The sequence below is a fragment of the Streptomyces sp. Je 1-79 genome, assembly GCF_025195125.1.
Lineage (GTDB): Bacteria > Actinomycetota > Actinomycetes > Streptomycetales > Streptomycetaceae > Streptomyces.
Genome location: NZ_JAMGSL010000013.1, coordinates 188,173 through 212,401 on the forward strand (window position 1 = coordinate 188,173; position 24,229 = coordinate 212,401).

Annotated in this window: 18 protein-coding genes; 10 read left to right on the forward strand and 8 right to left on the reverse strand. The window is 72.8% G+C overall.

Annotated features, from left to right (window positions below):
• Positions 1-211 precede the first annotated feature (211 nt).
• From M5362_RS26065 to M5362_RS26080, 4 genes are all read right to left on the reverse strand, one after another.
• Positions 212-1,948 (reverse strand): LCP family protein, encoded by a 1,737-nt coding sequence (locus tag M5362_RS26065; RefSeq protein ID WP_260230184.1) that lies wholly within the window; start codon positions 1,946-1,948, stop codon positions 212-214.
• 50 nt (positions 1,949-1,998) lie between these two features.
• A complete protein-coding gene (locus M5362_RS26070; RefSeq protein WP_260230185.1) occupies positions 1,999-3,768 on the reverse strand; it encodes an LCP family protein in 1,770 nt (589 codons plus the stop codon).
• A gap of 245 nt (positions 3,769-4,013) precedes the next feature.
• Positions 4,014-5,207: an LCP family protein gene (locus M5362_RS26075; protein WP_260230186.1), complete on the reverse strand. Its 1,194-nt coding sequence runs from the start codon at positions 5,205-5,207 to the stop codon at positions 4,014-4,016.
• A gap of 332 nt (positions 5,208-5,539) precedes the next feature.
• Positions 5,540-6,292 carry a TIGR03089 family protein gene (locus M5362_RS26080; RefSeq protein WP_260230187.1) on the reverse strand — a complete coding sequence of 251 codons (753 nt, stop codon included), beginning with the start codon at positions 6,290-6,292 and terminating at the stop codon, positions 5,540-5,542.
• Between the two features lie 137 nt (positions 6,293-6,429).
• Between M5362_RS26080 and M5362_RS26085 the strand changes: the two genes are divergently transcribed.
• The 3 genes from M5362_RS26085 (at position 6,430) to M5362_RS26095 (ending at position 10,240) form a co-directional block, all read left to right on the forward strand.
• A complete protein-coding gene (locus tag M5362_RS26085) occupies positions 6,430-7,842 on the forward strand; it encodes a peptidoglycan recognition protein (protein WP_260230188.1) in 1,413 nt (470 codons plus the stop codon).
• A 111-nt stretch (positions 7,843-7,953) separates the two neighbouring features.
• Entirely contained in the window at positions 7,954-9,036 is a 1,083-nt protein-coding gene (locus M5362_RS26090; RefSeq protein WP_260230189.1) for an NDP-sugar synthase, read from the forward strand.
• Between the two features lie 199 nt (positions 9,037-9,235).
• Positions 9,236-10,240 (forward strand): DNA-3-methyladenine glycosylase, encoded by a 1,005-nt coding sequence (locus M5362_RS26095; protein WP_260230190.1) that lies wholly within the window; start codon positions 9,236-9,238, stop codon positions 10,238-10,240.
• 64 nt (positions 10,241-10,304) lie between these two features.
• On the opposite strand, the gene M5362_RS26100 is transcribed toward M5362_RS26095, so the two are convergent.
• The 3 genes from M5362_RS26100 to M5362_RS26110 all read right to left on the reverse strand — a co-directional run bounded on the left by M5362_RS26100 (position 10,305) and on the right by M5362_RS26110 (position 13,208).
• A complete protein-coding gene (locus M5362_RS26100; protein ID WP_260230191.1) occupies positions 10,305-11,627 on the reverse strand; it encodes a coenzyme F420-0:L-glutamate ligase in 1,323 nt (440 codons plus the stop codon).
• Positions 11,624-12,580 carry a 2-phospho-L-lactate transferase gene (gene cofD / locus M5362_RS26105; RefSeq protein WP_260230192.1) on the reverse strand — a complete coding sequence of 319 codons (957 nt, stop codon included), beginning with the start codon at positions 12,578-12,580 and terminating at the stop codon, positions 11,624-11,626. Before cofD ends, M5362_RS26100 begins: the two co-directional genes overlap by 4 nt.
• Before the next feature lie 118 nt (positions 12,581-12,698).
• Positions 12,699-13,208 (reverse strand): cysteine dioxygenase family protein, encoded by a 510-nt coding sequence (locus M5362_RS26110; protein ID WP_260230193.1) that lies wholly within the window; start codon positions 13,206-13,208, stop codon positions 12,699-12,701.
• A 665-nt stretch (positions 13,209-13,873) separates the two neighbouring features.
• On the opposite strand from M5362_RS26110, the gene M5362_RS26115 reads away from it, so the two are divergent.
• The 3 genes from M5362_RS26115 (at position 13,874) to M5362_RS26125 (ending at position 19,641) form a co-directional block, all read left to right on the forward strand.
• Complete coding sequence (locus M5362_RS26115; protein WP_015033978.1) at positions 13,874-14,137, forward strand: WhiB family transcriptional regulator; 264 nt, start codon at positions 13,874-13,876, stop codon at positions 14,135-14,137.
• 171 nt (positions 14,138-14,308) lie between these two features.
• Positions 14,309-18,121 (forward strand): glycosyltransferase family 2 protein, encoded by a 3,813-nt coding sequence (locus M5362_RS26120; protein ID WP_260230194.1) that lies wholly within the window; start codon positions 14,309-14,311, stop codon positions 18,119-18,121.
• Positions 18,118-19,641, forward strand: a complete 1,524-nt coding sequence (locus M5362_RS26125) for a DUF5719 family protein (RefSeq protein WP_260230195.1) — start codon at positions 18,118-18,120, stop codon at positions 19,639-19,641. The genes M5362_RS26120 and M5362_RS26125 overlap by 4 nt, the downstream gene beginning before the upstream one ends.
• A 48-nt stretch (positions 19,642-19,689) precedes the next feature.
• On the opposite strand, the gene M5362_RS26130 is transcribed toward M5362_RS26125, so the two are convergent.
• Positions 19,690-20,229 carry a metallopeptidase family protein gene (locus M5362_RS26130; RefSeq protein ID WP_260230196.1) on the reverse strand — a complete coding sequence of 180 codons (540 nt, stop codon included), beginning with the start codon at positions 20,227-20,229 and terminating at the stop codon, positions 19,690-19,692.
• A 289-nt stretch (positions 20,230-20,518) separates the two neighbouring features.
• Here M5362_RS26130 and M5362_RS26135 point away from each other — a divergent pair, with 289 nt between their 5' ends.
• The 4 genes from M5362_RS26135 (at position 20,519) to M5362_RS26150 (ending at position 24,216) form a co-directional block, all read left to right on the forward strand.
• Positions 20,519-20,950 (forward strand): DUF3499 domain-containing protein, encoded by a 432-nt coding sequence (locus tag M5362_RS26135; RefSeq protein ID WP_260230197.1) that lies wholly within the window; start codon positions 20,519-20,521, stop codon positions 20,948-20,950.
• A 156-nt stretch (positions 20,951-21,106) separates the two neighbouring features.
• The gene (locus M5362_RS26140) at positions 21,107-22,474 is read left to right on the forward strand and encodes a phosphomannomutase/phosphoglucomutase (RefSeq protein ID WP_260230198.1); all 1,368 of its coding nucleotides are present in this window, start codon (positions 21,107-21,109) and stop codon (positions 22,472-22,474) included.
• A gap of 117 nt (positions 22,475-22,591) precedes the next feature.
• Positions 22,592-22,774, forward strand: coding sequence for a Trm112 family protein (locus M5362_RS26145; protein ID WP_260230199.1), 183 nt, complete (start codon positions 22,592-22,594; stop codon positions 22,772-22,774).
• Positions 22,775-23,025: 251 nt separating this feature from the next.
• Entirely contained in the window at positions 23,026-24,216 is a 1,191-nt protein-coding gene (locus M5362_RS26150) for an SIS domain-containing protein (protein ID WP_260230200.1), read from the forward strand.
• Positions 24,217-24,229: the final 13 nt, after the last annotated feature.

A 24,229-nucleotide genomic window follows, 5' to 3' on the forward strand; every position in this document is an offset into this window, starting at 1 on the left:
TCACCCTGATGGAGGGTCATATCAAGTCTGTGCAAGGCGAGTTGGAAGATCCTGGGTGAATCGGTGCGGAGCCGCGGACGTACGGCGCGGTGGCCGGGGCTCCACCGAGCCGCGGACGTACGGCGCGGTGGCGAGCCGGCGCCGCCGGGGGCGCTCCACGCGAAACGGCCGGACCCCGAAGGGCCCGGCCGTGATCGTGTGACGCCGTCGGTCAGCTCTTGCCGTCCCACTTGTAGACGGAGTAGACCTCCATGCAGTCCACCTTGTCGTCCGCGCCCTCCGGCAGGTCGCCCGCCTCGTGCTTCGGCTTCTTGTACGTGGCGCCCTCGCGCCAGTCGCCGCCGACGACGAGGGTGATGTTCTCCGCCTTCGCGTCCGCCCGGACCGCCGAGTCCGGCAGACCGAGGGCCTGGGCCACGGACAGGGCGTCCGCCTTGCCCTGGTCGCCGGCCGACTTCGGGTACGTGACCACCGTGTCCTTGCGGGGCGCGGCGCTCTGAGCGGCGGCCGCCTGCGTGAACCCCTTGCCCTGAAGGGTCTTCGCCATGCCGCTCGCCCGGCCGTCCACGGACATCTGGCCGTCGACACCCGTGCCGTTGATCACGGTGATGCCCAGGGTGTTCGGCGCGGCAGCGGTCGGGCCCTTCGGCTTCGCGGAGGCGGAGGCGGACGGCTTGGCGCCGGACGGGTCGCCGTTCTTGTCGAAGGCGATGTCGTCGCGGAGCATCGACCACATCTTGTCGGCGGAGGAGGGGACCAGCTGGAGCCACTGGTTCGGCTTCGGCGGGTACGGTCCCGTCGGGACCGTCGTCGTCGTGAGGCGGTCGAGCTTCACGTTCTTGAGCTGCATCGACAGATCGAAGAGCTTCGACACCGAGCGGATCTCGTCCGAGACCTGAAGGGCCTGTGTGGCGGTCTCGGCAAGGCCCATGAGGCGTCCGGTGTCGGTCCAGGCGTTCTGGCTCTGGAGCTTCTCCATCATGCCGTTCATGTACATGTGCTGGGCCTTGGCGCGGTTCTGGTCGTTGCCGAACGCGTGCCGGGTGCGCAGCCACTGGAGCGCCTGCTCGCCCTTGATCTCGGTGGTTCCCTCCTTCAGCTTGAGGCCGGAACCGCCCTTCTGAAGCCTGGTCGACTTGTCGTGGACGCCGGTCGTCACACAGACCGGTACGCCGCCGACCTCGTCGGCCATCGCGACCACACCCGCGAAGTCGACCATCATCCAGTGGTCGATGTAGACCCCGGTGAGGCTCTCCCAGGTGGTGAGGGTGCAGCCGGGGCCGCCGCGCGCGAGCGTCTCGTTGATCGGCCTGTTGGTCGTGGCGGCGTACGACGTGCCGTTCTCGTCCTTGCACGCCGGGATCGGGACGACCGTGTCGCGCGGGATCGAGATGATGTTGGCGTTCTCGCGGTCGGCCGAGATGTGCAGCAGCATCTGCACATCGGCCAGCGGCTTGCGGTCGCGCTCGTTCTTGCCGCCGCCGAGCGCCACGTTCTTGGCGTCGGCTCGGCTGTCGGAGCCGATCAGGAGGATGTTGAGCGGGGTGTCGCCGAGCGCGTTCGGCGACGCCTTCTTCACGCCGCTGTCGCCGCCCGCACGGCTTCCGCCGCGGAGGTTGCCGTTGAGGTGCTGGTAGTACAGGTATCCGGCGCCGGCCGTGCCAAGTATCAGCAGGGACAGGGTCGCGGCGACCCAGCGCAGCACCTTGCGTTTGCCGCTCTTCTTGGCGCGCTTGCGCGGCCCCTTGCGCCGGTGGTTCGCCCGGCCCTCCCGAGGGCCGTCACCCCGGCCCGCGCCCTCGCCGTCGTTCGATCCGTTCTCCGCGACCTCGGTGCCGACGGCCGGGCCCTCACCCCGGTCGTCGTACAGGCTTTCGTCCCACCCCAGATCGCGGGGGCGCGGGACGCCCCCTCGCGTCCCCGCCCTGCGTACCCCGTTCTGTCCCACCCCTGGTTCCCCTCAGTACTCGGACGTGGCCCGTGACCCGGAGCCCGGGGTCACTTGGCGCACACCTTCTTGTCGGCTTCCACCTTGTCGACCTCCGGTGCCTTGGTCGGTCCGGTGATGGGCACCCCTGCGCCCTTGAAGTCGGATCCGAGGACGAGAGTCATGGGCTCCAGGTTCCCGGCATCCGTGGTTCCCGGCTTGAGCGCCGTTGCCGGCAGGCCCATCATGTCCGCCAGCTTGCGGGCCTGGTCGGCCTGGTTCGGCGCGTACGTGAGCGTGGTCTTCGCCGCCTTCTCGGGCGCGTTGGCCTTGTTCGTCGACCGCGTCACACCCTGGTCGTTCTGCAGCCAGTCGATCGTCTTCTGTGCGGCGCCCTGGATGCCGCTGCCGTTGTAGACGTCGACACGGACCGCGGACGCCTTGGCGCGGGTCCCCTGGAGCAGCTTCGCCTGCGCCTGCGCCTGGGCGTTCTTGGCGTCCTTCTCCTTCTGCTTCACCTCGGTGAAGGAGACGTCGTTCTGCACCATGCTGAACACCTGCGGTGCCGTGGCCGGGTCGAGGACGACGGTTGCCCTAGCGTTGGGCGGCTCGTCCGGGTTGTCGCGCACCGGAACGGTCATGAAGCTGATGTTCTTCAGGTCGACCTTTCCGAGCTCCTTGGCGAGGGTGGTCAGCTTCAGGGCGGTGCCTATTCCGCTGTCCACCGTGAGCGCCTGGGTCGCCGCGTCCGCGACCTTGTACAGCTTCGTCGGGCTCTCGAGCGTGTCTTCCTTCATCTGCCGGATCATCGAGGCGAGGAACTGCTGCTGCATCTTGATCCGGTCGAGGTCGCTCTCGTTGCCGAGACCGTGCCGGTTGCGGAGGAACGCGAGCGCGTCCTCGCCCATGATCGTGTGCTCGCCCTCCGAGAGGTTGAGCTTGGAGTAGCTCTTGTCGCGGATGGGCTTGGAGAGGCAGACCTTCACGCCGCCGACGGCGGTCGACAGCGTCTTGACGGCGTTGAAGTCGACCATCATGAAGTGGTTGATCTCGATCCCGCCCGTGAGTTCCTTGACGGTGCGCATCGTGCAGCCCGGGTCACGGCCGTTCACGCCGAACGACTCGTTGAACCTCGTGGTTCCGACCGAGCCGGGGATGACCTTGGTCGAACCGTCGGTCTGCTTCGTGGGGCAGTCGGGGATCTTGACCTTGAGGTCGCGGGGGATGCTCAGGGCCGTCGCGTTGGTGCGGTCCTCCGAGACGTGGAAGAGGAACGTCGTGTCGGCGTGGCCGGTGACGTTGGTCTTGTTCCCGTAGCTCGTGTTGCCCTCGCCGGTGCGGACGTCGTTGCCGATGATCAGGATGTTCAGCGGCCCCTCCATCGACTCGCCGCCGGCTGCGGCGTCACCGACGTCGATGGTGCTGATGTTGCCGTTGAACTTGTTGTAGAGCGCGTACACGCCCACACCGCCGGCCAGGAGCACGAACGCCATCGTCCCGCCGGTCCAGAGCAGGACCTTCTTCTTCCGGGACTTCGCCGGCTTGCGCTTGCGGCGCCCGGTCTGCGGCTGCCCGCCGCCGGGGGCCTCGGGGGCGCGGCGCCGGCGCTGGCCGGGGACGGGTGCCTCGGTCGGCGCACCGGTCGTACGGGAGCGCTGGCCGGAGCGGGAACCCTCGGCGGATCTGGGGGCGGGAGGGGTGGCGCCGCGGGGCCGGGACTGCGGTGCCGACTGCCCAGCGGAGTGGTTCAGTCGCAGTTCGTAATTGCCCGTCTGCGGGTTGAGGACCCACTGGTCGGCGGGGTCGATCTCATCCGCCTGTCCACGGCTGTGCGCGTCCACGGTTACTTGAATCCTCCGTCGGTGCCACGCGAGGCGCCTCCCCCGGCTGGCGCTCGGTCGTTCGATCCGTTGAGTGCGCGACCAAGCGGTCGGAAGCACCGGATCGCGTCACACTATCCGCCCAGTTCAGCGTGGGGCGACGTCCGTGACAAATTCCACGCCCCTTACAACTGGGCAATTTGCCCAAACCTCATCCACACCGCCTTCCCCTCCAACTCCTTGGACTTCCCTTTACTTACGCACTCCTAGGCGCACGCTCCATCCGCCGCGTTGCGCCCCGCGAAGGTCGGTGTCGGCGCCGGAGTCGGGGAGCTCGCGGTGCCCGCCTTCCCGTCGCCCTCGGTGACTTCGCCCCCGCTCGCCCGGGGCGAGGCCGAAGGGTCGGCGCCCTGCGTCACCGTCACGGGCTTGTCCTCGCGGAGCCGCTTGAAAAGTTGACTCGCGTCCGGTTGGACGAGTTCGTCCCGGTTTGCGTTGTACGAGTACGGCCGCCGCGGAACCGTGAGGAATTGCACCTTCTCCGTGGGGACCGACCGCATCGACCGCGCCAGGTCGTACAGATCGCGCAGCGAGGCCAGTCCCGGGTCGGTCGTGATGGACTTCGTCGCCGCGTCCAGGACCGGGTAGAGCCGGGTCGGGTTCAGCAGGACGCCGTTGCTCTGCACCTTGTTGACCAGGGCGCCCAGGAACTGCTGCTGGCGGTCCATGCGTTCCGTGTCGCTGCCGTTGCCGAGCGACTTGCGGGCCCGTACGTAGCCCAGCGCCTGCTCGCCGTCGAGCGTCTGGCGCCCGGCGGCCAGCTTCAGCTTGGCGTCCTTGTCGTCGATGGGCTCCCGCAGGCAGACCTCGACCCCGTCGACGGCGTCGACCATCTTCTTGAAGCCCCGGAAGTCGATCACCATGTGGTGGTCGATCCGGATCCCCGTGAGCCGCTCGACGGTGCGGATCGTGCACGCCGTGCCCCCGACCTCGAAGGCCGAGTTGAACTGGGCGAATTGCGGCTTTGTGCGCGTTCCGTCCGGTGTGCGGCAACTGGGCATGTTCACCATCAGGTCGCGCGGGAGGGAGACGGCCGTCGCGCTCGACCGCCCCGCCGCGATGTGCAGCAGGATCGTGGTGTCGGAGCGCTGGGTGCCCTTGTCCCTCCCGTACTTGGTGTTGCCCGCGCCGGTCCGGGTGTCGGAGCCGATGAGCAGGATGTTCTGCGCGCCCATCGCGCCCGCCGCGGGGCGCTCCTTCTCGTACCTGAGCAGCTCGGCGGCGGCGTCGGTGTCCGTGGTGATGTTGCCGTCGAGCTTGCGGTAGAGCCACCAGCCGGCACCCGCCGCGGCGAGGACGACGACCGAGACCCCGAGTGCCGTCCAGCGCAGCCAGTGGCGTTTGCGCGGGGCCTCCGGTTCGGCGGGCGTGCCGGGACTGTCCGTCACGTCTGGGTCCATCCTTCGCGGCGTCGGCGGCGCGCCCGGCGCCGCCGTTCGAAGAGTTGGACGGCCGAACCTGACGCTTGGTTGTGCGGGAGGGGGTACGTACCCGCCGATCATGTACCGGAGTTGACGCACGGACCCGGGGACTCGGCGAGTCGGTGCGCCATACGGGTGGATCCTCGGGCCGGCTGCCGTACGGGTGGATCCTCGGGCCGACTGCCATACGGCGGCGCGCCGCGCGGCTCGTGGCCGGGTCCGTGGCCGGGTTCCTGTGCGGCCCGCCGTGCGCCGGCCCGCCGCCCGCCATGCGCTGGTCGGGGCGGCGCGCCGCGCGCCGCCCCGCCACGTCAGGCGGCGGTCGCCGTGACCCGCTCGCTCTCCACGCGCTTCTCCAGCGCCTCGGGCGCCAGCAGGTCCAGGTTCCGGCACAGGACGACGGAGGCGCCGGCCGCCAGCGGTGCGTACAGCCCGGCGGAGACCCCGTCCCAGGTGTCGTACGGACGCCCGGAGAGGAGGCGCGCCCCGGGAGCCAGGCCCAGCGCCCCGGCGTCCGCGCGGGCCCGCTCGACGAGCTGGGCGCCCGTCAGTTCCGTACCGCCGGCCAGCAGGGCCGGGGAGTCGGCGTCCACCGGGACGAACGGGGCGAAGCGGTCACCCTGGCTCGGCACCTCGACCGCGTAGTCCGCGTACCCGGCGGGCGGGGCCGGGAAGCGGCGGCCCATGGGCGCGAGGGAGAGCGCGATCCGGTCTCCCGAGCAGGCCAGGCCCGCGTCGAGCGTGTCGGGCCCCGCGACCACGTAGTCGGCGTCGGCCGGGTCCCCGCCGAGCTCCGCGGTCACGCCCACGGACGAGCAGGCGAGCAGCCAGACCGCCGTCTGCCAGTGCGCCGGCAGCAGCAGTGCGAGCCGGTCGCCCGGGGAGGCGGAGAGCTCCCCCTGGAGAAGGTTGGCGGTCTTGGCCACCCAATTGGCGAAGGTGGCCACGGACAATTCGACGCGCTCACCGGTGGCGTCGTCGTAGAAGGTGACCAAGGGGCGGGCGGGGTCCGCGGCGAGCGCGGATCGCAGCAGGTCGGCGGGGGTGCGGTCGCTGGCGTTCACGCGGGCAAGGGTACGCGGGGAGGGGTGCGGGGACCCGCCGTACCGGTGACGCCGTCCTCCGGTCGGACCGACGGGCCGTCAGTTTCCCGACGGGATTCCGCCGAGCGGAACCGGCTCCGCCTGCCGACGATCGCTTCATGCGTGCCTACCTCGCCACCTCCATCGCCGTCACGTGCGCGACGGCGCTCGCCCTTCCGATGACCCTCGCGACCCCCGCAGCATCACTGCAGCCGGGCGCGCCGACCATGCCCACGGCGGCGCCGGCCGCCCTGGATCCCCCCGCGCGGGAAGCGGCGCCACCCGCCGTCGGCGCGGAGTCGGACGTCGCCGGATCCACCCAGTCCCTGCCGCTCGCGCCGCTCGTGGACGGCCGCCGGGCCGTCGGCTCCGCCGGTGCCGCGGGGGCGCAGGGCCTGACCCGACGGGACGTCAGACCCTTCTCCCTCGTGGGCGTCGTCTGGGACGACGTCCGGGCACACCTCCACGGCACCGTCCAGGTCCGCACCCGGGCCAGCGGGAGCGCGGCCTGGTCGCAGTGGCAGGACGTGGAGATCCACAACGACGACCACGGGGCCGACCCCGGCACCGCGGAGGCCTCGGGCGCGGTCCGCGGGGCCACCGCGCCGCTCTGGGTCGGCGACTCGGACGGTGTCGAGGTCCGCGTGGAGCCGGACCGGTACAAGGACCTGCCGGGGACGGAGACCGGACGCCTCCCCGCCGGACTCCGCATCGAACTCGTCGACCCGGGACCGGAGCCGGCCGTCGACCCCGCCCCGGCTCCAGGCGCCAGGCAGGGAACCTTGGGGGCGCCGCAGTCGCGCATGCCCCACGGGGCGCGCCTGACGCACCGGGCACCGACCGTCGAGGAGGCGGCCGCCGCCTCCGTGAACGCCCAGCTCGCCCCGGTCGATACGGCAGCCATCCCGGCCGCCGTCGCCGCGAAGCCGTACATCGGACCCCGCCCGAAGATCATCACGCGCAAGGGCTGGGGCGCCGACGAGAGGCTGCGGGAGAAGGGCTTCGTCTACACCAAGGCGGTCAAGGCCGCCTTCGTCCATCACAGCGCGACCGGCAACAACTACACCTGCAAGCAGGCGCCCTCCGTCCTCCGCAGTATCTACCGCTACCACACGCAGAGCAGTGGCTGGCGTGACTTCGGCTACAACTTCGCCGTCGACAAGTGCGGAAACATCTACGAAGGCCGCGCCGGGGGCGTGGCCAAGCCGGTCCACGGCGCCCACACGCTCGGTTTCAACACCAACAGCATGGGCATCGCCGTCCTCGGCACCTTCACGTCGAAGACTCCGCCCGCCGCCGCGGTCAACGCCGTCGCGAGGCTGACGGCGTGGAAGCTGGGGCTGCACGGGGTGAATCCGAAGGGGAGGACGACGCTGGTCTCCGCCGGCGGGAAGTACAAGAAGGGCAAGAAGGTCACGTTCAACGCCATCGCGGGACACCGTGACGGCTTCGCGACGTCCTGCCCGGGAGCGCGCCTCTACGGGAAGCTCGGCACCACTCGGACCGCGTCCGCGAAGCTCCAGGGACGCTGATGAGACCGCCGGTCCGACCATCTGCATAAACTGACCGGTCATATCGCCCGGACGAGCGAGACGAACACACGGGCGATGAGACCGGCCCCGGACAGGAAGCAGAGACGACAGGTGACAGAAGCGATCCTCCTGGTCGGGGGCAAGGGCACACGGCTGCGACCCCTCACGGTGAACACGCCGAAGCCCATGGTCCCGGCGGCGGGCGTGCCGTTCCTGACGCACCAGCTGGCGCGGGCCAGGGCCGCGGGCGTCGAGCACGTGGTGCTCGCCACCTCGTACCTGGCCGAGGTCTTCGAGCCGTACTTCGGGGACGGCTCGTCGCTGGGGCTCAGCCTGGAGTACGTCACGGAGGAGGAGCCGCTCGGCACGGGCGGCGCCATCCGCAACGTCGCCTCGCGCCTCCACTCGGGCCCGGACGACCCGGTCCTCGTCTTCAACGGCGACATCCTGACGGGCCTGGACATCCGGGCCCTGGTCGCCGCGCACGACGACTCGGGCGCGGACGTCTCGCTGCACCTGACCCGGGTCGACGACCCGAGGGCGTTCGGTCTGGTTCCGACGGACCCGACCGGCCGGGTCACCGCGTTCCTGGAGAAGCCGCAGACGCCAGAGGAGATCGTCACCGACCAGATCAACGCGGGGGCCTACGTCTTCCGGCGCTCGGTCATCGACACGATCCCCACGGGACGACCGGTCTCGGTGGAGCGGGAGACCTTCCCCGAGCTGCTCGCCTCCGGGGCCCACCTCCAGGGCCTCGTGGACTCCACCTACTGGCTCGACCTCGGCACGCCCCAGGCCTTCGTCCGCGGCTCCGCGGACCTGGTCCTGGGCCGGGCCCCCTCCCCGGCGGTCCCGGGCCGCTGCGGCGACCGCCTGGTCCTCCCGTCGGCACGCGTGGCCCCGGACGCCAAGCTCACCGGCGGTACGGTCGTGGGCGCGGGCGCCGTGGTCGGCGAGGGCGCCCGTATCTCGGGCTCGACGCTCCACGCGGGCGCGGTCGTCGAAGCGGGCGCGGTGATCACCGACTCCCTGATCGGAGCGGGCGCCCGCATCGGCGCGCGTACGGTCCTGACGGGCGCGGTCATCGGGGACGGCGCGCGCGTGGGCCCGGACAACGAGCTCCGCGACGGCGTCCGCGTCTGGTGCGACACCACGCTCCCGGCGGGCGCGGTCCGCTTCTCCTCGGACCAGTAGGGGACGTACGCCGGCCCAGGGCCGGGGCGCGATGGAGCTGCGCCCACAGGGCACGGCGCCCTAGGGGGCGGGGGGTGCACCCCCCGCCTGCCGGGGCCATGCGCCCCTAGGGCGACGCGCCCCCTAGGGCGACGCGCCCCCCTAGGGCCCCGGTGCACCCCCACCCGCAGGGGCACGGGCCCCGGATACGCTCGTAGGCATGGCCGGCCGCTTCGCACCCCGTACCCCGACGACCCGCACCACCGTGCGCGGCGGCCATGTCCCCGTACCCGCCGCCAGGGTGCCCGGCCCGGTCTCCGGGGCGACCCGCCGCTGGACCCCGGCCGCCCCGACCGACCTCGGCCTCACCCTCGGCCCGCTGCGCCGCGGCCCCGCCGACCCCACCTTCCGTACCACCCCCGACGGCTCCGTCTGGCGCACCGCCCGCACCCCCGACGGCCCCGGAACGCTCCGGGTCGCCCTCCGGCAGGGCACGGCGGAGGCAGAGGCCTGGGGGCCTGGCGCGGACTGGCTCCTGGACGGGCTGCCCCGGCTGCTCGGCGCCGAGGACGACCCGGGCGCGTTCACCCCCCGCCACCGACTCCTCGCCGCGACGCACCGACGCCGCCCCGGCCTCCGGCTGACCCGTACGGGACTGGTGATGGAGTCCCTGATCCCGTCGATCCTGGAGCAGAAGGTCACCACCCACGAGGCCTACGGTGCCTGGCGGCTGCTCGTACGGAAGTACGGCGAGCCCGCCCCGGGCCCCGAGGCGCACCGCCTCCATGTGATCCCCGACGCCCGCACCTGGTCGCTCATCCCGTCCTGGGAGTGGCACCGCGCGGGCGTCGACAACAAGCGTGCCGCCACGATCCTGCGCGCCGCCAAGGTCGCCCGCCGGATGGAGGAGGCCGCGGGCATGGATCCCGAACAGGCCCAGCGGCGGCTGGAGTTGATTCCCGGGATCGGCCCCTGGACCTCGGCCGAGACGGTCCAGCGCAGCAACGGCGCCCCGGACGCCGTGAGCGTCGGCGACTACCACCTGCCCGGCATCGTCGGTTACGCCCTCGCGGACGACCGCGCCGCCGACGACGCGGCGATGCTCGAACTCCTCGCCCCCTACGCGGGACAGCGCCACCGCGCGGCGCGGCTCATCCTGCTCAGCGGCCGGACCCCGCCCCGCAGGGCGCCCCGCATGACCCCGGGCGACATCGCGTCCCTCTGAGAGCGCGATGGTGCCCGGGTGGCGGCAAGCGGGTGCGGGTGGCGGCCGGCGGGGCCGCCGGGCGCTACCGGACCTCGATGAACTGCCCCGCCTGCCGAGCCGGCCGGTCCTTCGGCGGTGCGGCCGCGTGGCCCACCGCCACCGCGCCCATCGGGTCCCAGTCGGCGGGGAGCCCGAGGACGTCCCGTACGACCTCGCGGCAGAACATCGTCGAGGACACCCAGGCCGAGCCGAGCCGCTCGCCCGCCAGAGCCACCAGGAAGTTCTGGACGCCCGCGCCCGTCGCGACCACGAACATCTCGCGCTCGGCGGCGTCGCGGCGCGGGTCGCCGTAGTGGTGCGAGCCGTCCATGACCAGGCAGGGCACGACGAGGTACGGAGCGTTCCGCAGGACGTCGCCGCGGCGCACGCGCTTCGCGACCGACTCCTCGGACTTGCCGTCCCGCCGCAGGTCCGCGATCCACGCGTCCCGCATCGCGTCCAGCAGCCGGACGCGCGAGGCCTCCGACTCCAGGAGCACGAACCGCCACGGCGTGGTGTGGTGCGGCGCCGGGGCCGTCACGGCGGCGGCCACCGCCCGCCGTACGGCGCCCGGGTCCACGGGCTCGTCGGTGAACTCCCGGACGGTACGCCGCAGGGTCACCGCCTCCCGTACCGCCTCGGAGGTCCCGAGCCGGAACATGTCGTCGGCCGCTCCGCGCACCAGCGCCCGGGCGCCCTCGTCGCAGGAGGCGTCCACCACGTGCGGCAGGCCCCGGACGACGGCGACCGGCAGCCCCTCCGCCTTGCCCTTCACCAGGTCGCCCGCGGCGGCGAGCTCGTCGGCGGTGGCGACCACCGTGGCGCTGAGCGGATTGCCGTGCGCGTCCGTACCGCCGCGCAGGTCGTCCAGGACCCGCACCCCCGCCGCGCCGATGGCGACGTCGGTCAGACCGCTGCGCCAGGGCCGCCCGAAGGTGTCCGTGACGACGACACCGACGTCGACGCCGAGCGTGTCGCGCAGCCCGTCCCGTATCGCGCGGGCCGAGGCGTCCGGGTCGACGGGCAGCAACAGCACCGTCCCGGCAGGGGTGTTGGAGGCGTCGACCCCGGCCGCGGCCATCACGAGCCCCTGCCGGTTCTCGACGATCCGCAGAGCGCCGCGCCGCGCCACCACCCGTACCGTCTCGGCGTCGATCGCCTCCTCGCGGTCGTCGGCGGCGATCACCCGCCCCTCGGCCTTGCTCACGATCTTGGAGGTGACGAGCAGGACGTCGCCGTCCTCCAGGCCGGGGGAGACGGAGGTGATGAGCTTGGCGAGATCGTCCCCGGCCCGTACCTCGGGCAGCCCGGGGAGCGCCCACACGCGATAGCCCACAGCCGGGGAGCCGTCCGCAGGACCCGTCATCCCCGGACCTCCTCCGCCAGCGCCAGCGCCTCGCGCGCCATCGCCGCCGTCGCGTCCAGGTCCGTCATCATCAGCGGCACGGCCCGGCAGCGGATCCCCGCCGACTCGACCTCCTCGACCACGCCCGTGTCGACCGTGTCGACCAGCCAGCCGTCGAGCAGCCCCGCGCCGTAGTGCCGCGCCACCGCCGATGCGGTGGTCTCGACACCGACCGCCGCGAGGACCTTGTCGGCCATGCCCCGTACGGGAGCGTCGCCGACGATGGGGGAGAGGCCGACCACCGGCGCGTCCGCCTCGGCGATCGCCTCGCGGATGCCCGGTACGGAGAGGATCGTGCCGACCGACACGACCGGGTTGGACGGCGGGAAGAGGATCACGTCCGCCTCCGCGACGGCCTCCAGGACACCGGGCGCGGGCTTCGCGGCCTCGGCGCCGACGGCCACCACGGCCTGGGCGTCCACGGACGCCCGCAGCTTCACCCAGTACTCCTGGAAGTGCACCGCCCGGGACTCGCCGTCCACGTCGATGGCGACATGCGTCTCGACGCGGTCGTCGGACATCGGCAGCAGGCGCACGCCCGGCTGCCAGCGGGCGCACAGCGCCTCGGTCACCGCGCTGAGCGGATAGCCGGCGCCGAGCATCTGCGTACGGACGATGTGCGTCGCGAAGTCGCGGTCGCCGAGGCCGAACCACTCCGGCCCCACCCCGTACGCGGCGAGCTCCTCCTTCACCGTGAAGGACTCGTCCTCGCGGCCCCAGCCCTGCTCCTCGTTGATGCCACCGCCGAGGGTGTACATCACCGTGTCGAGGTCCGGGCAGACCTTCAGTCCGAAGAGATGGATGTCGTCACCGGTGTTGCCGACGACCGTGATCTCCGCGTCCGGAGCGGCCTGCTTGAGGCCGCGAAGGAAGCGGGCACCACCGATGCCACCGGCCAGAACCACAATGCGCATGCAGACAGTCTGTCAGGCGCAGCCTGATCCTCTGAGGGGTGGTGGCCGGGCGACGGGAGGGGCTGTCAGGCGCAGCCTGATCCTCTGAGGGGTGGTGGCCGGGCGACGGGAGGGCCTGTCAGGCCGGGACGGCTCCCGGGGCCGCCGGGGCGCACTGGGCGCGCAGGGACTCGTGCATCGGCATCGCGGTGAGGCCGGGGTAGTAGACGTGCAGGCTGACCGCCGGCTCCAGCGAGTCGTTGACGACCTCGTGGACGTACCCCGGCGCGAACACCCGCTGCGCTCCCGGCGTGAGGGTCCGCACGCCCCGGTCCGTACGCTCCGTCAGTTCGCCCTCCAGGACGGCCAGTACACCGGAGGAGAGGCCGTGGTCGTGGAGTCCGCTGCCCTGGCCGGGCACCCAGGAGAGCAGCCAGACCTCGTAGCCGGGGCCCGTGCGCAACCGGTGGTACCAGCGGCTGGTGGCGTCGTACTCGATGTGCGGGGCCCACTGCGCGCGGTCGGCGGCGATGGAGCGCGCGAGGCCGACGAACTCGGCCACGGTGGCGCGGTGCTCGCGGGCGGGCTGCAGGAGGTGCTGTACCTCGAGGATGTCGCCGGCGATCTGAAGGTCGCTGTCGCTGTTCATGGGTGCGGTGGTTCCTCGGCAGAAACGAAGTCGTGGCGGGGGTCACGCAGAGGCGGTGCAAGGGGTCACGCGGGGCAACGCGGGCAACGCGGAGAAAAGGCGCTGGAGCTCTGGGGCATCAACAGCTGGAACAGCAACAGCAACAGCGCGCCTGGACAGCGCTGCGGTACCCACGGGTGTGGGTCGCGGAGGGCGCTGAGGTCGCTGGCATGACATCAAAGGTGACGGGAGGGTCACCCGACTGTCAACTCAATGCCCGTTTTGGGGGTAATGTTTCACCTCTTCCGGTTACAGCGGCGGAAGAAAGGTTTGTGCAGCCCCTGAGCGGGACACATGGCGCAACATCCGTGCCCGTAAACGCGGCTGAGGTCCCGTGATCAGACTGTGATCCGGATCGCTTCCGTGGCTGGATCGCAACAAGATCCACGGTTCGGGCGTCTCTCTCTGGAGAGGGAGCGGTGCGGCCAGGCCGGTGGCATGTGTCAGGTTTTTGGTGATTTGAACACTTTCCGCATAGCCTTGGTTCCGCAGAGTGAATACCGGGCCCAATAGCAGATTCCGGCTTGACTCGCACAGAGCACGAACTTGTAATTTCACTCGTGTCGTTCGGCCGGAATCGGTAACGGCAACATCACGGGGACGCAAAGAACAGACGAGGGGCGCACATGACCGAGTTGTTCCAGGAACTGCTGGTCGAGGACGCGGACGAGGAACTCGGCTGGCAGGAGCGCGCGCTGTGCGCCCAGACCGATCCCGAGTCCTTCTTCCCCGAGAAGGGCGGCTCGACCCGCGAGGCCAAGAAGGTCTGTCTCGCCTGTGAGGTCCGCTCCGAATGCCTGGAGTACGCCCTGCAGAACGACGAACGATTCGGCATCTGGGGCGGTCTGTCGGAGCGCGAACGCCGCCGTCTGAAGAAGGCCGCCGTCTGACCGGCGCCCCACCCGCCGAACCACGCACACCCGTACACATCGAACGGTCCGTCTCCTGTGCTCCGTCCACAGGGGGCGGACCCTTTTGTTGACAGCCGTTAGTGTGGGGCCCCGTCCGAGACGTACCCACGCCCCCCGCGGGCGACCCCCGGCCGGAGGGCCCGTACCTCGATGTCCTCAACTCCTGAGTTTCCGCGACACGTCGTCACCGCCGTGCTCGTCGCCCACGACGGCGCCCGCTGGCTGCCGGACGCCCTCGCCGGGCTGCTCGCCCAGGAACGACCCGTGCAGAACGTCGTCGCCGCCGACACCGGCAGCGCCGACGACTCCGCACAGCTGCTCGCCGGCGCGATCGGCTCGGACCGCGTGCTGCACCTCGCGCGCCGTACGGGCTTCGGTGCCGCCGTCGAGGAGGCCGCCCGCACCGCGCCCGTGCTCGGACCCGAGGAACTCACCTATCTGAAGCGGCCCAGCGGCTGGGACCCGGTCAGCAGGACCTGGAGCGACGACGCCTACGACCTGCCCGAACTCCCGCACGGCGAGCCCGTGCAGTGGCTCTGGCTGCTCCACGACGACTGCGCCCCCGAGCCGGACGCCCTCGCCGAACTCCTGCGCGTCGCCGACGCGGACGCGTACGCCGCCGTCGTCGGACCCAAGCTCCGCGGCTGGTACGACCGCAGGCAGCTGCTCGAAGCCGGCGTCTCCATCGCCCGCAGCGGCCGCCGCTGGACCGGCCTCGACCGCCGCGAACAGGACCAGGGCCAGCACGACCAGGTCCGCTCCGTCCTCTCCGTCTCCAGCGCCGGCATGCTCATCCGCCGCGACGTCTTCGAGGAGCTCGGCGGCTTCGACCGGCGCCTGCCCCTGATGCGCGACGACGTCGACCTGTGCTGGCGCGCCCACGCCGCCGGCCACAGCGTCCTCGTCGCCCCCGACGCCGTCCTGCGGCACGCCGAGGCCTCCGCCCGAGAACGCCGCACCGTCGACTGCGCGGGCCGCTCCGTCGCCAACCCGCACCGCGTCGACAAGGCCGGCGCCGTCTACACCCTGCTCGCCAACAGCCGCGGCGCCGCCCTGCCGTACGTACTGATCCGGCTGGTCCTCGGCACGCTCCTGCGCACCCTCGCCTACCTCGTCGGCAAGGTCCCCGGCCAGGCCGTCGACGAGGTCATGGGCCTCTTCGCCACCCTGCTGCGCCCCGAGAAGATCCTCGCCGCGCGCAGGCGCCGGAAGAACCCGGCCGTCGCCGCGAGCGAACTCCGCCCGCTCTTCCCGCCGCCCGGCGCCACCGTCCGCGCCACCGCCGAACAGATCGTGGCGAACTTCGGCGGCTCCGACGCCGATTCCGGCGGATCGCGCCACGGCGTCGTCGAGTCCGGCCCCGGCGGCGACGACGCCGACTTCCTGGAGATCGAGCAGTTCGCCCGGCTGAAGAAGATCGCCCGCAAGCCCGGGCCCGTCCTCTTCGCCCTGCTCCTGCTGATCTCCGTCGTGGCCTGCCGCGGCCTCTTCGGCGGCGGCTCGCTCGCCGGCGGCGCCCTGCTGCCCGCCCCCGACACCGTCTCCGAACTGTGGGGACGGTACGCGGACAGCTGGCACGCCCTCGGCACCGGCGGCACCCAGACCGCACCGCCCTACCTCGCCGTCGTGGCCGGACTCTCCGCCCTCTTCCTCGGCTCCACCTCCTTCGCGCTCACCGTGCTGCTCGTCTGCTCGGTCCCGCTGGCCGGCTTCACCGCCTACTTCGCCGCCCGGCCGATCGTCGAGTCCCCGCTGCTGCGCGCCTGGGGCGCCATCGCGTACGCCTTCCTGCCCGCCGCCACCGGCGCGCTCGCCGCCGGCCGCCTCGGCACCGCCGTCCTCGCGATCCTGCTCCCGCTCATCGCCCGCGCCGCCGTCGCCGCCCACGGACTCACCGGCGGCCCCGACGGCGCCCGCGGCAGCTGGCGCGCCACCTGGGCGTACACCTTCCTGCTGACCTTCACGATGGCGTTCACGCCGATCGTCTGGCCGATCGCCGTCGTCCTCGGCATCGCCGTCCTCGTCCTGCGCCGCGGCGACATCACCGCCTACGGTCTGCGCTTCCTCGCCGCCGTCGGCACCCCGATCCTCGTTCTCGCCCCCTGGTCGCTCTCCCTGCTGACCGGCCCCACCGCCTTCCTGCGCGAGGCCGGACTCGACATCCGTACGGGGACGGCCACCACCCTCGACCTGCTCGGGATCAGCCCCGGCGGCCCGGGCACCACCGGCGGACTCCTCCTCGTCGGCATCGTGCTCGCCGCCCTGGCCGGACTCCTGCGCGAAGAGCGCCGGTTCGCCGTCGGCGCCACCTGGGCCGTCGCCCTCGTCGGCCTCCTCTTCGCCGCGCTCAGCAACGGCGCCGGAGGCACCGGCTGGGCCGGCCCCGCCACCCTCGTCTACGGCGCGGCCCTGCTCGCCGCCGCCATGATCGGCGCCGAGCGCGGACGCACCCGCGTCGCCGCGCACGGCTTCGGCTGGCGCCAGCCGGTCGCCGCCCTCATCGCACTCGCCTGTGCCCTCGGCCCGGTCGTGGCCGCCGCCGGCTGGATGATCGGCGGCGCCGACGGCCCGCTGACCCGGCGCGACCCGGTCCAGGTCCCGGCGTTCGTCGCCGAGGAGAGCGACACCGACGACCAGCCCCGCACCCTCGTCCTCGGCGGCACCTCGCCCGGCGAGGTGGCGTACACCCTGGTCCGTGGCTCCGGCGCCCGCCTCGGCGACGCCGAACTGGCCGCTGAGGGCGGCAGCGACCCGCGCCTGGACAAGGTCGTCGCCCACCTCGTGGCCGGCTCCGGCGCCGACCAGACCGAGGAGCTCAGCGGCTTCGCGATCCGCTACGTCCTCGTACGGGACGGGGCACCGCGCCAGATGAGCCGCGTCCTCGACGCCACCCCCGGCCTCAGCCGGCTCAGCCAGCTCGACGGCAGCGCCCTCTGGAGCGTCGACCGCGAGCGCGTGGTCGCCCGGGCGACCATCGTCCCCACCGCGAAGAGCGGGTCGGAGGACGAGGGGAACACCGGAACGACCGCCACCGGCACGGACGCCGCGGACTCGGCGGCCAAGCCGGTCGCCGTCGCCGCCGGACCCGTCGAGGTGCATACGAAGATCCCGTCCGGTCCCGCCGGCCGGGTCCTGCGCATCGCCGACCGCGCCGACGAGGGCTGGACCGCCACCCTCGACGGCAAGGAGCTGACGAAGACCACCGTCGACGGCTGGGCCCAGGGCTTCGAGCTCCCCGCCGACGGCGGCAGGCTCGACCTCACGTACGACCAGCCGCTCACCCGCACCCTGTGGATCTGGGCCCAGGTCGGCCTCGGCGTCGTCCTGCTCGTCCTCGCCCTGCCCGGACGGCGCCGCGAGATCGACGACGACCTCCCCGAGGAGGAGGTCGCCATTCCGGCCCAGGCCATGGAGGGCGACGGCCGCCGGGCCCGCCGCCTGCGCGCCGCCGCGGAGGCGGAGGCCGCCGCCGAGGCCGCCCAGGACCAGGAGCACGCGGCCCAGGACGGCGAGTACGCCGCCCAGGACCCTGCGTACGGTGCTCAGGACCAGGCGTACGGTGCTCAGGACCCGGCATACGGCGCTCAGGACCCTGCGTACGCCGCTCAGGACCAGGCCTACGGCCAGGAGCAGGGCGCGGGGCAGGAGCCCGAGCCCGTTCCCGTACCGCAGGAGCAGCCGTACGCCACCGAGGAGTGGCAGGGGCAGCAGCAGGACCAGTACGCCCAGCAGGGCTACTACGCGCAGCCCCAGCAGTACGCCGAATACGGCAACACCGACCCGTACCAGCAGCCGTACGAGCAATATCCGCAGCAGGGCTACGACCCGCAGCAGCAGCAGTACGAGCAGTACCCGCAGCAGGGGTACGACCAGCAGCAGGGTTACGACGAGCAGCAGGCGTACGACCCGTACACCTACGGCTACGAGAACGAGCAGCGTCCCGACGGGAGTAGCAACCAGTGAAGCGCCCCACCCTCTCCCTGATCGCGGTCGCCACCGCCCTCGCCGCGGTCACCGGCTTCGCCGCCCTGACCGCGCCCGACGGCTCGACCTCCGCGGGGGCCAAGGCCCCCGCGAAGCTGCCCGTGGAGCGCTCCAGCCTGCTCTGCCCGGCGCCCGCCACGTCCGAGGTGGCCGAGACGGACTACACCTCGTACACCCCGGCCTCCGGAACCGGCGCCGGAACAGGAACCGGAGCCGGAGCCACCGCCAAGGCCCAGCTCAAGGCCGCCCCGACCGCCGCCACCCCCGGCAGCACCACGACGAAGAAGCCCGCGGCCGCCAAGGCCCCGGCGACCGTCACCCAGCCCGGCAAGCCCGTCTCCGCCGAGGCGAACGGCGCCACCGCCCCCGCCCTGACGGGTTCGGCCACCGGCAGCCTCGCCCCCGGCTGGACGGTCCAGCAGACCACCGTCGTCCCGGCGGGAGGGTCGCGCGGTCTGCTCGGCGTCACCTGCACCGCCCCCGACACGGACTTCTGGTTCCCCGCCGCCTCCACGGCCAAGGAACGCCAGGACTACGTCCATCTCACCAACCCCGACGACACCGCCGCCGTCGCCGACATCGAGCTGTACGGCGCCGAGGGCGAACTCAAGACGCAGCTGACCGAGGGCATCCCCGTCCCGGCCCACTCCAGCGTCCCCGTCCTGCTCTCCACGCTCACCGGCGAGGCCCCGGCGGCCGACCTGACCGTCCACGTCACGACCCGCAGCGGCCGCGTCGGCGCGGTCGTCGGCGCCGCCGACGACAAGCTCGGCAGCGACTGGCTCCCCGCCTCCGCCGACCCGGCCGGCACCGCCGTCCTGCCCGGCATCCCCTCCGACGCGACCTCGGTGCGCCTGGTGGCGTACGCACCCGGCGAGGACGACGCCGAGCTGAAGATCCAGCTCGTCGGCGAGACCGGCACGATCGTTCCGGCGAGCGCGGAGTCCCTGCACGTGAAGTCGGGCATGACCGCGGCCGTCGACCTCGCCGACCTCACCCGGGGCGAGGCCGGCTCCCTGCTGCTCACCCCCTCGGACGCCAAGAAGCCGACCCCCTTCGTGGCCGCCCTCCGCGTCGTGCGGGGCAAGGGCGACAAGCAGGAGGTCGCGTACATCCCGGCCACCGCGGCGATCACCGCGCGGGCCACCGTCGCCGACAACCGCTCGTCCGGCTCGACGCTCACGCTGACCGCGCCGGGCGCCGCCGCCCAGGTCAAGGTCACCGCCTCGGCCGGTACGGGCGCCGGCTCGCCGGTCTCCAGGACGGTCACGGTCAAGGCGGGGACGACGGCGAAGGTGACCGACCTGGTCCCGTCCGGCCTCAAGGGCTCCTACGCCCTGACGGTCGAACCGGTCTCGGGCGGCCCGGTCCACGCGGCCCGCATGCTGGCCCTCCCGGACGACGGCATCCCCATGTTCACGGTCCAGACCCTCGCGGACGACCGGGGCACGGTCGAGGTCCCGACGGCGAAGCAGGACCTCTCGGTCCTGGACGACTGACGACCACCCGACGGGAGGGGTTACAGCCCTTCCCGTACGGGGTCAGGGTCAGTCCTGCCCGTACCGGGGATCGACGGACTCGGGGGAGAGCCCCAGCAGCTCCGCGACCTGCTCGACCACGACCTCGTGGACCAGCAGCGCCCGCTCGTCCCGGCTCTTCGACCGGATCTCGACGGGCCGCCGGTAGACGACGACCCGGGCCGGACCGTCCTTCGCCGCGGGTGCCGAGCCGCCCAGCGGTACCGACTCGCCCGGCACCGTGGGCGGCACGTCGAGCACCATGAACTCGACGTCCGCCAGCTGCGGCCAGCGCCGCTCCAGACGCTCCACCGAGTCCAGGACCAGATCGCGGAAGGTGTCGGCCCGACTGGCCGACAGCGGCACCTGCGGCGGGGCCACCGGCCCCCGCATCCCGCGGCCGTGACGGTCGCGGCGACGCGTCCGCGGCTCCACCGGATCAGGACGCGCCTCCGCGGGGCGCGCCTCGGCGGAGCGGGACTCGCCCCCGTGGGGCTCGCCGGCTGGGTGGCCGCCCGCGGGGGACTCGGCCGGACTGGACGAGGGGCGCGGCGGCACAGGACTGTCCATCACTGACGCAGCGTAACTCTCCTCGGTGTCAGTCGACCTTTGCGCACACGTGCCACCGCGATTCGCCCCCGCCCGGGCTGTCGATAGTTGAACGTTCCGGCCAAGCACGGGCTCGATTCCATAGGGTCCCGCGATCGGCCATCTGGCCGTGGTTGACCGGATTCCTGTCGGACGTTGTCCGGATCGACGTCCGCCACCGCCCCCGTTCCCCTCCTTACGCGCAGGTCAGGAAGGCGACCCGGAGAGGGGTCGTGGCGGACGTCACACCGCGACACGGTGGAGTGACCTGGTGGAGAGTCGTCGCGGCCCGCTCAAGAGTGCGGTACCGTCCAACGTCGTGAGCCCTGTACGTCGCTGTTCGCGCACTGCGTGCGGCCGCCCTGCCGTCGCGACACTGACGTACGTCTATGCCGACTCGACTGCGGTCCTCGGCCCGCTCGCCACCTACGCCGAGCCCCACTGCTACGACCTGTGTGCCGAACACAGCGAGCGCCTCACCGCGCCGCGCGGCTGGGAGGTCGTCCGGCTCTCCGACGGCTCCGCCCCGTCGCGCCCCAGCGGTGACGACCTGGAAGCCCTGGCCAACGCGGTACGGGAGGCGGCCCGCCCCCAGGAGCGCGCGGCCGGGGCCGGAGGCAAGGGCGGCGGAGGCCGCGGCGGGGACCCCGTGGAGGTCGGCCGCCGCGGACACCTGCGCGTCCTGCGCTCCCCCGACTCCTGAGCCTCACGCCCCTGGGCTTCCCCTGATTTCCAGCCTCTCGGACCCCTGACCGTCCAAGGCGCTCTGCCCTCCCGCGAGCGGCCCCCGGTAGGTTGGGCCTCCTGTACACGCGCCGCACACGCGTGCCGATGATGGCGTATTCAGGAGGGTTGTTCCGTGGCTGCTGATCTGTCGCAGATCGTGAAGGCGTACGACGTCCGCGGGGTGGTGCCGGATCAGTGGGACGAGACGCTCGCCGAGCTGTTCGGCGCCGCGTTCGTCCAGGTGACCGCCGCCGAGGCGATCGTGGTCGGTCACGACATGCGGCCCTCGTCGCCCGGCCTGTCGGGCGCCTTCGCCCGTGGCGCGGCCCGGCTCGGCGCCGACGTCACCCTGATCGGGCTCTGCTCGACCGACCAGCTCTACTTCGCCTCGGGCAGCCTCGATCTGCCGGGCGCGATGTTCACCGCCTCGCACAACCCCGCCCAGTACAACGGCATCAAGATGTGCCGCGCGGGCGCCGCCCCGGTCGGCCAGGACACCGGCCTCTCCGAGATCCGTACGCTCGTCGAGCGCTGGACGGAGGAGGGCGCCCCCGAAGCCGCCCCCACGGCCGGCACGATCACCGAGCGGGACACCCTCGCCGACTACGCCGCGCACCTGAAGGCGCTGGTGGACCTGACCTCGATCCGGCCCCTGAAGGTCGTCGTGGACGCGGGCAACGGCATGGGCGGTCACACCGTTCCCACCGTCTTCGCGGGCCTCCCGCTGGATCTCGTACCGATGTACTTCGAGCTCGACGGCACCTTCCCGAACCACGAGGCCAACCCGCTCGACCCGGCCAACATCGTCGACCTCCAGGCCCGTGTCCGGGCCGAGGGCGCCGACCTCGGCCTCGCCTTCGACGGCGACGCGGACCGCTGCTTCGTCGTCGACGAGCGCGGCGAGGCGGTCTCCCCGTCCGCGATCACGGCGCTCGTCGCCGCCCGCGAGCTGGCGAAGACCCCCGGCGGCACGATCATCCACAACCTGATCACCTCCTGGTCGGTCCCCGAGGTCGTGCGCGAGAACGGCGGCGAGCCGGTCCGCACCCGCGTCGGCCACTCCTTCATCAAGGAGGAGATGGCGAAGACGGGCGCGATCTTCGGCGGCGAGCACTCGGCGCACTACTACTTCAAGGACTTCTGGAACGCCGATACGGGCATGCTCGCCGCGCTCCACGTCCTCGCCGCCCTCGGTGGCCAGGACGGTCCGCTGTCCGAGCTGGTCTCCTCGTACGACCGCTACGTGGGCTCGGGCGAGATCAACTCGACCGTCTCCGACCAGGCCGGGCGTACGGCGGCCGTCAGGGCGGCCTTCGGCGGCCAGGACGGCGTCACCGTCGATGAGCTGGACGGCCTGACGGTGGCGGCGGCCGACTGGTGGTTCAACCTGCGCCCGTCCAACACCGAACCGCTCCTGCGGCTGAACGTGGAGGCCGCCGACGAGGCCACCATGGCCAAGATCCGCGACGAGGTCCTGGACCTGGTCCGCGCGACCGGCTGACGTGGTTCTCCCCGCCGGGAAACGGGGTGGGTGCCGAGCCGCGCGCCCCGTTTCCCGGCGGTAGGCTGACCTGGCCCGAAGGGCAGCACCACCATCGTCTGTTCGAAGGGACACCTCATGCCGCTCGAAGCCGGCCTCCTGGAGATCCTGGCCTGCCCGGCGTGCCACGCGCCGCTGAACGACCGCACGGCGGCCGAGACTCCCGAACTGATCTGCACCAGCCCCGACTGCGGGCTCGCCTACCCGGTCCGCGACGGAATCCCGGTGCTCCTGGTCGACGAGGCCCGCCGCCCGCAGTAGGCCGCCGACGGCGAGGGACCCGTACGGGAAGACCCGCACCTCTGTGTCCACAGGTGGTGCGGGTGGGAGCCGGCCGAAGACCGGGCGCACACAGCCCCGCACCGGCCGCCCCGCTCCCGCACGGCACCGCCCCGCACGGCATCGCACCGGCCCGCACCGGCCAGCCACGTACCGGCACGCCACGAGCCCGCACGCGCACGCCACGCACCCGCACGCCACGAGCCCGCACCCGCCCCGTACCCGGAGGCCCCATGCTCGACGAGACCCTCCTCGACGCCCCGGACGCCCTCGCCCTCGCCGACCGCCGCAGCCTCCTGCGCGGCGCGGCCGAGGCCGGCGCACGGGTGCGGACCGCCGCCCGCCACGCCACCGAAGCCGGAGTCTCCGAGCTCAGCCCCGAGGGCCGCCCCCGCGCCGTGCTCGTCGCCGGACCCGGCACCGCCGCCGCGGGCGTCGCCGACCTGGTCGGCGCCCTCGCCGGAGCCGCGGCCCCCGTCATCCGCCTCCAGCCGACCGGCGTCGCACCCGCCGCCGGCGCCCTGCGCTGGGCCCTGCCCGGCTGGGCCGGCTCCGTGGACCTGCTCCTGATCCCGACCATCGACGGCTCCGAGCCCGGCCTCGCGCTCCTCGCCGAGCAGGCGTACCGCCGCGGCATCACCGTCGTCGCCGTCGCCCCGAAGACCTCCCCGCTCGCCGAGACGGTCAGCGCGCCGCGCGGACTGCTCGTGCCGTTGGCGATGGCTCCGCACGAGAGCGCCGAGGAGTACGAGGAGACCCTCGCCGCCGGCCCCGGTGCGCTGTGGGCCCTCTTCACCCCGCTCCTCGCCCTGCTCGACCGCGTCGGCCTGGTCGAAGCGCCGTCCGAGACGCTGGAGAAGGTCGCCGACCGCCTCGACAGCACGGCCGAACGCTGCGGCCCGGCCATCGCCACGTACAGCAACCCCGCCAAGACGCTCGCCGCCGAACTCGCCGACTCGCTGCCGCTGATCTGGACCGAGGGCGACGCCGCCGGCCCCGTGGGCCGCCGCTTCGCCGCCGTACTGGCCGAACTGGCCGGGCTGCCCGCGCTCGCCGCCGAGCTGCCCGAGGCCCTGCCCGCTCACGGCGTCCTGCTCGCCGGTGACTACGCCGCCGGCGCCGACCCCGACGACTTCTTCCGCGACCGGGTCGACGAGCAGCAGGCCCTGCGCGCCCGCGTCGTCCTGCTGCGCGACCGGCCGGCCGACGCCGGCGGACTGACCGCCGCACCCGCCGCCCGCGAGCTGGCCCTCAGCCACGGCACCGCCATCAGCGAGCTGGAACCGCTGGCATCGGAGGAGGCGCCGGGGGAGAGCGGCGAACTCCTGGAGACCCTGGCCGAACTGCTCGCCGTCACCGACTTCGCCGCCGTCTACCTGTCCCTGGCCTCGGCCGGGATCGCACCACCCCACCCGCCCGCATAGCCCGTCACCCGCC

Bases quoted from the DNA above. Each gene is read 5' to 3' on its own strand.
- M5362_RS26130 (WP_260230196.1), bottom strand. From the start codon at position 20,229: ATGGACAGTCCTGTGCCGCCGCGCCCCTCGTCCAGTCCGGCCGAGTCC.
- M5362_RS26095 (WP_260230190.1), top strand. From the start codon at position 9,236: ATGGCCGGCCGCTTCGCACCCCGTACCCCGACGACCCGCACCACCGTG.
- M5362_RS26145 (WP_260230199.1), top strand. From the start codon at position 22,592: ATGCCGCTCGAAGCCGGCCTCCTGGAGATCCTGGCCTGCCCGGCGTGC.
- M5362_RS26120 (WP_260230194.1), top strand. From the start codon at position 14,309: ATGTCCTCAACTCCTGAGTTTCCGCGACACGTCGTCACCGCCGTGCTC.
- M5362_RS26115 (WP_015033978.1), top strand. From the start codon at position 13,874: ATGACCGAGTTGTTCCAGGAACTGCTGGTCGAGGACGCGGACGAGGAA.
- M5362_RS26075 (WP_260230186.1), bottom strand. From the start codon at position 5,207: ATGGACCCAGACGTGACGGACAGTCCCGGCACGCCCGCCGAACCGGAG.
- M5362_RS26110 (WP_260230193.1), bottom strand. From the start codon at position 13,208: ATGAACAGCGACAGCGACCTTCAGATCGCCGGCGACATCCTCGAGGTA.
- M5362_RS26100 (WP_260230191.1), bottom strand. From the start codon at position 11,627: ATGACGGGTCCTGCGGACGGCTCCCCGGCTGTGGGCTATCGCGTGTGG.
- M5362_RS26085 (WP_260230188.1), top strand. From the start codon at position 6,430: ATGCGTGCCTACCTCGCCACCTCCATCGCCGTCACGTGCGCGACGGCG.
- cofD (WP_260230192.1), bottom strand. From the start codon at position 12,580: ATGCGCATTGTGGTTCTGGCCGGTGGCATCGGTGGTGCCCGCTTCCTT.
- M5362_RS26150 (WP_260230200.1), top strand. From the start codon at position 23,026: ATGCTCGACGAGACCCTCCTCGACGCCCCGGACGCCCTCGCCCTCGCC.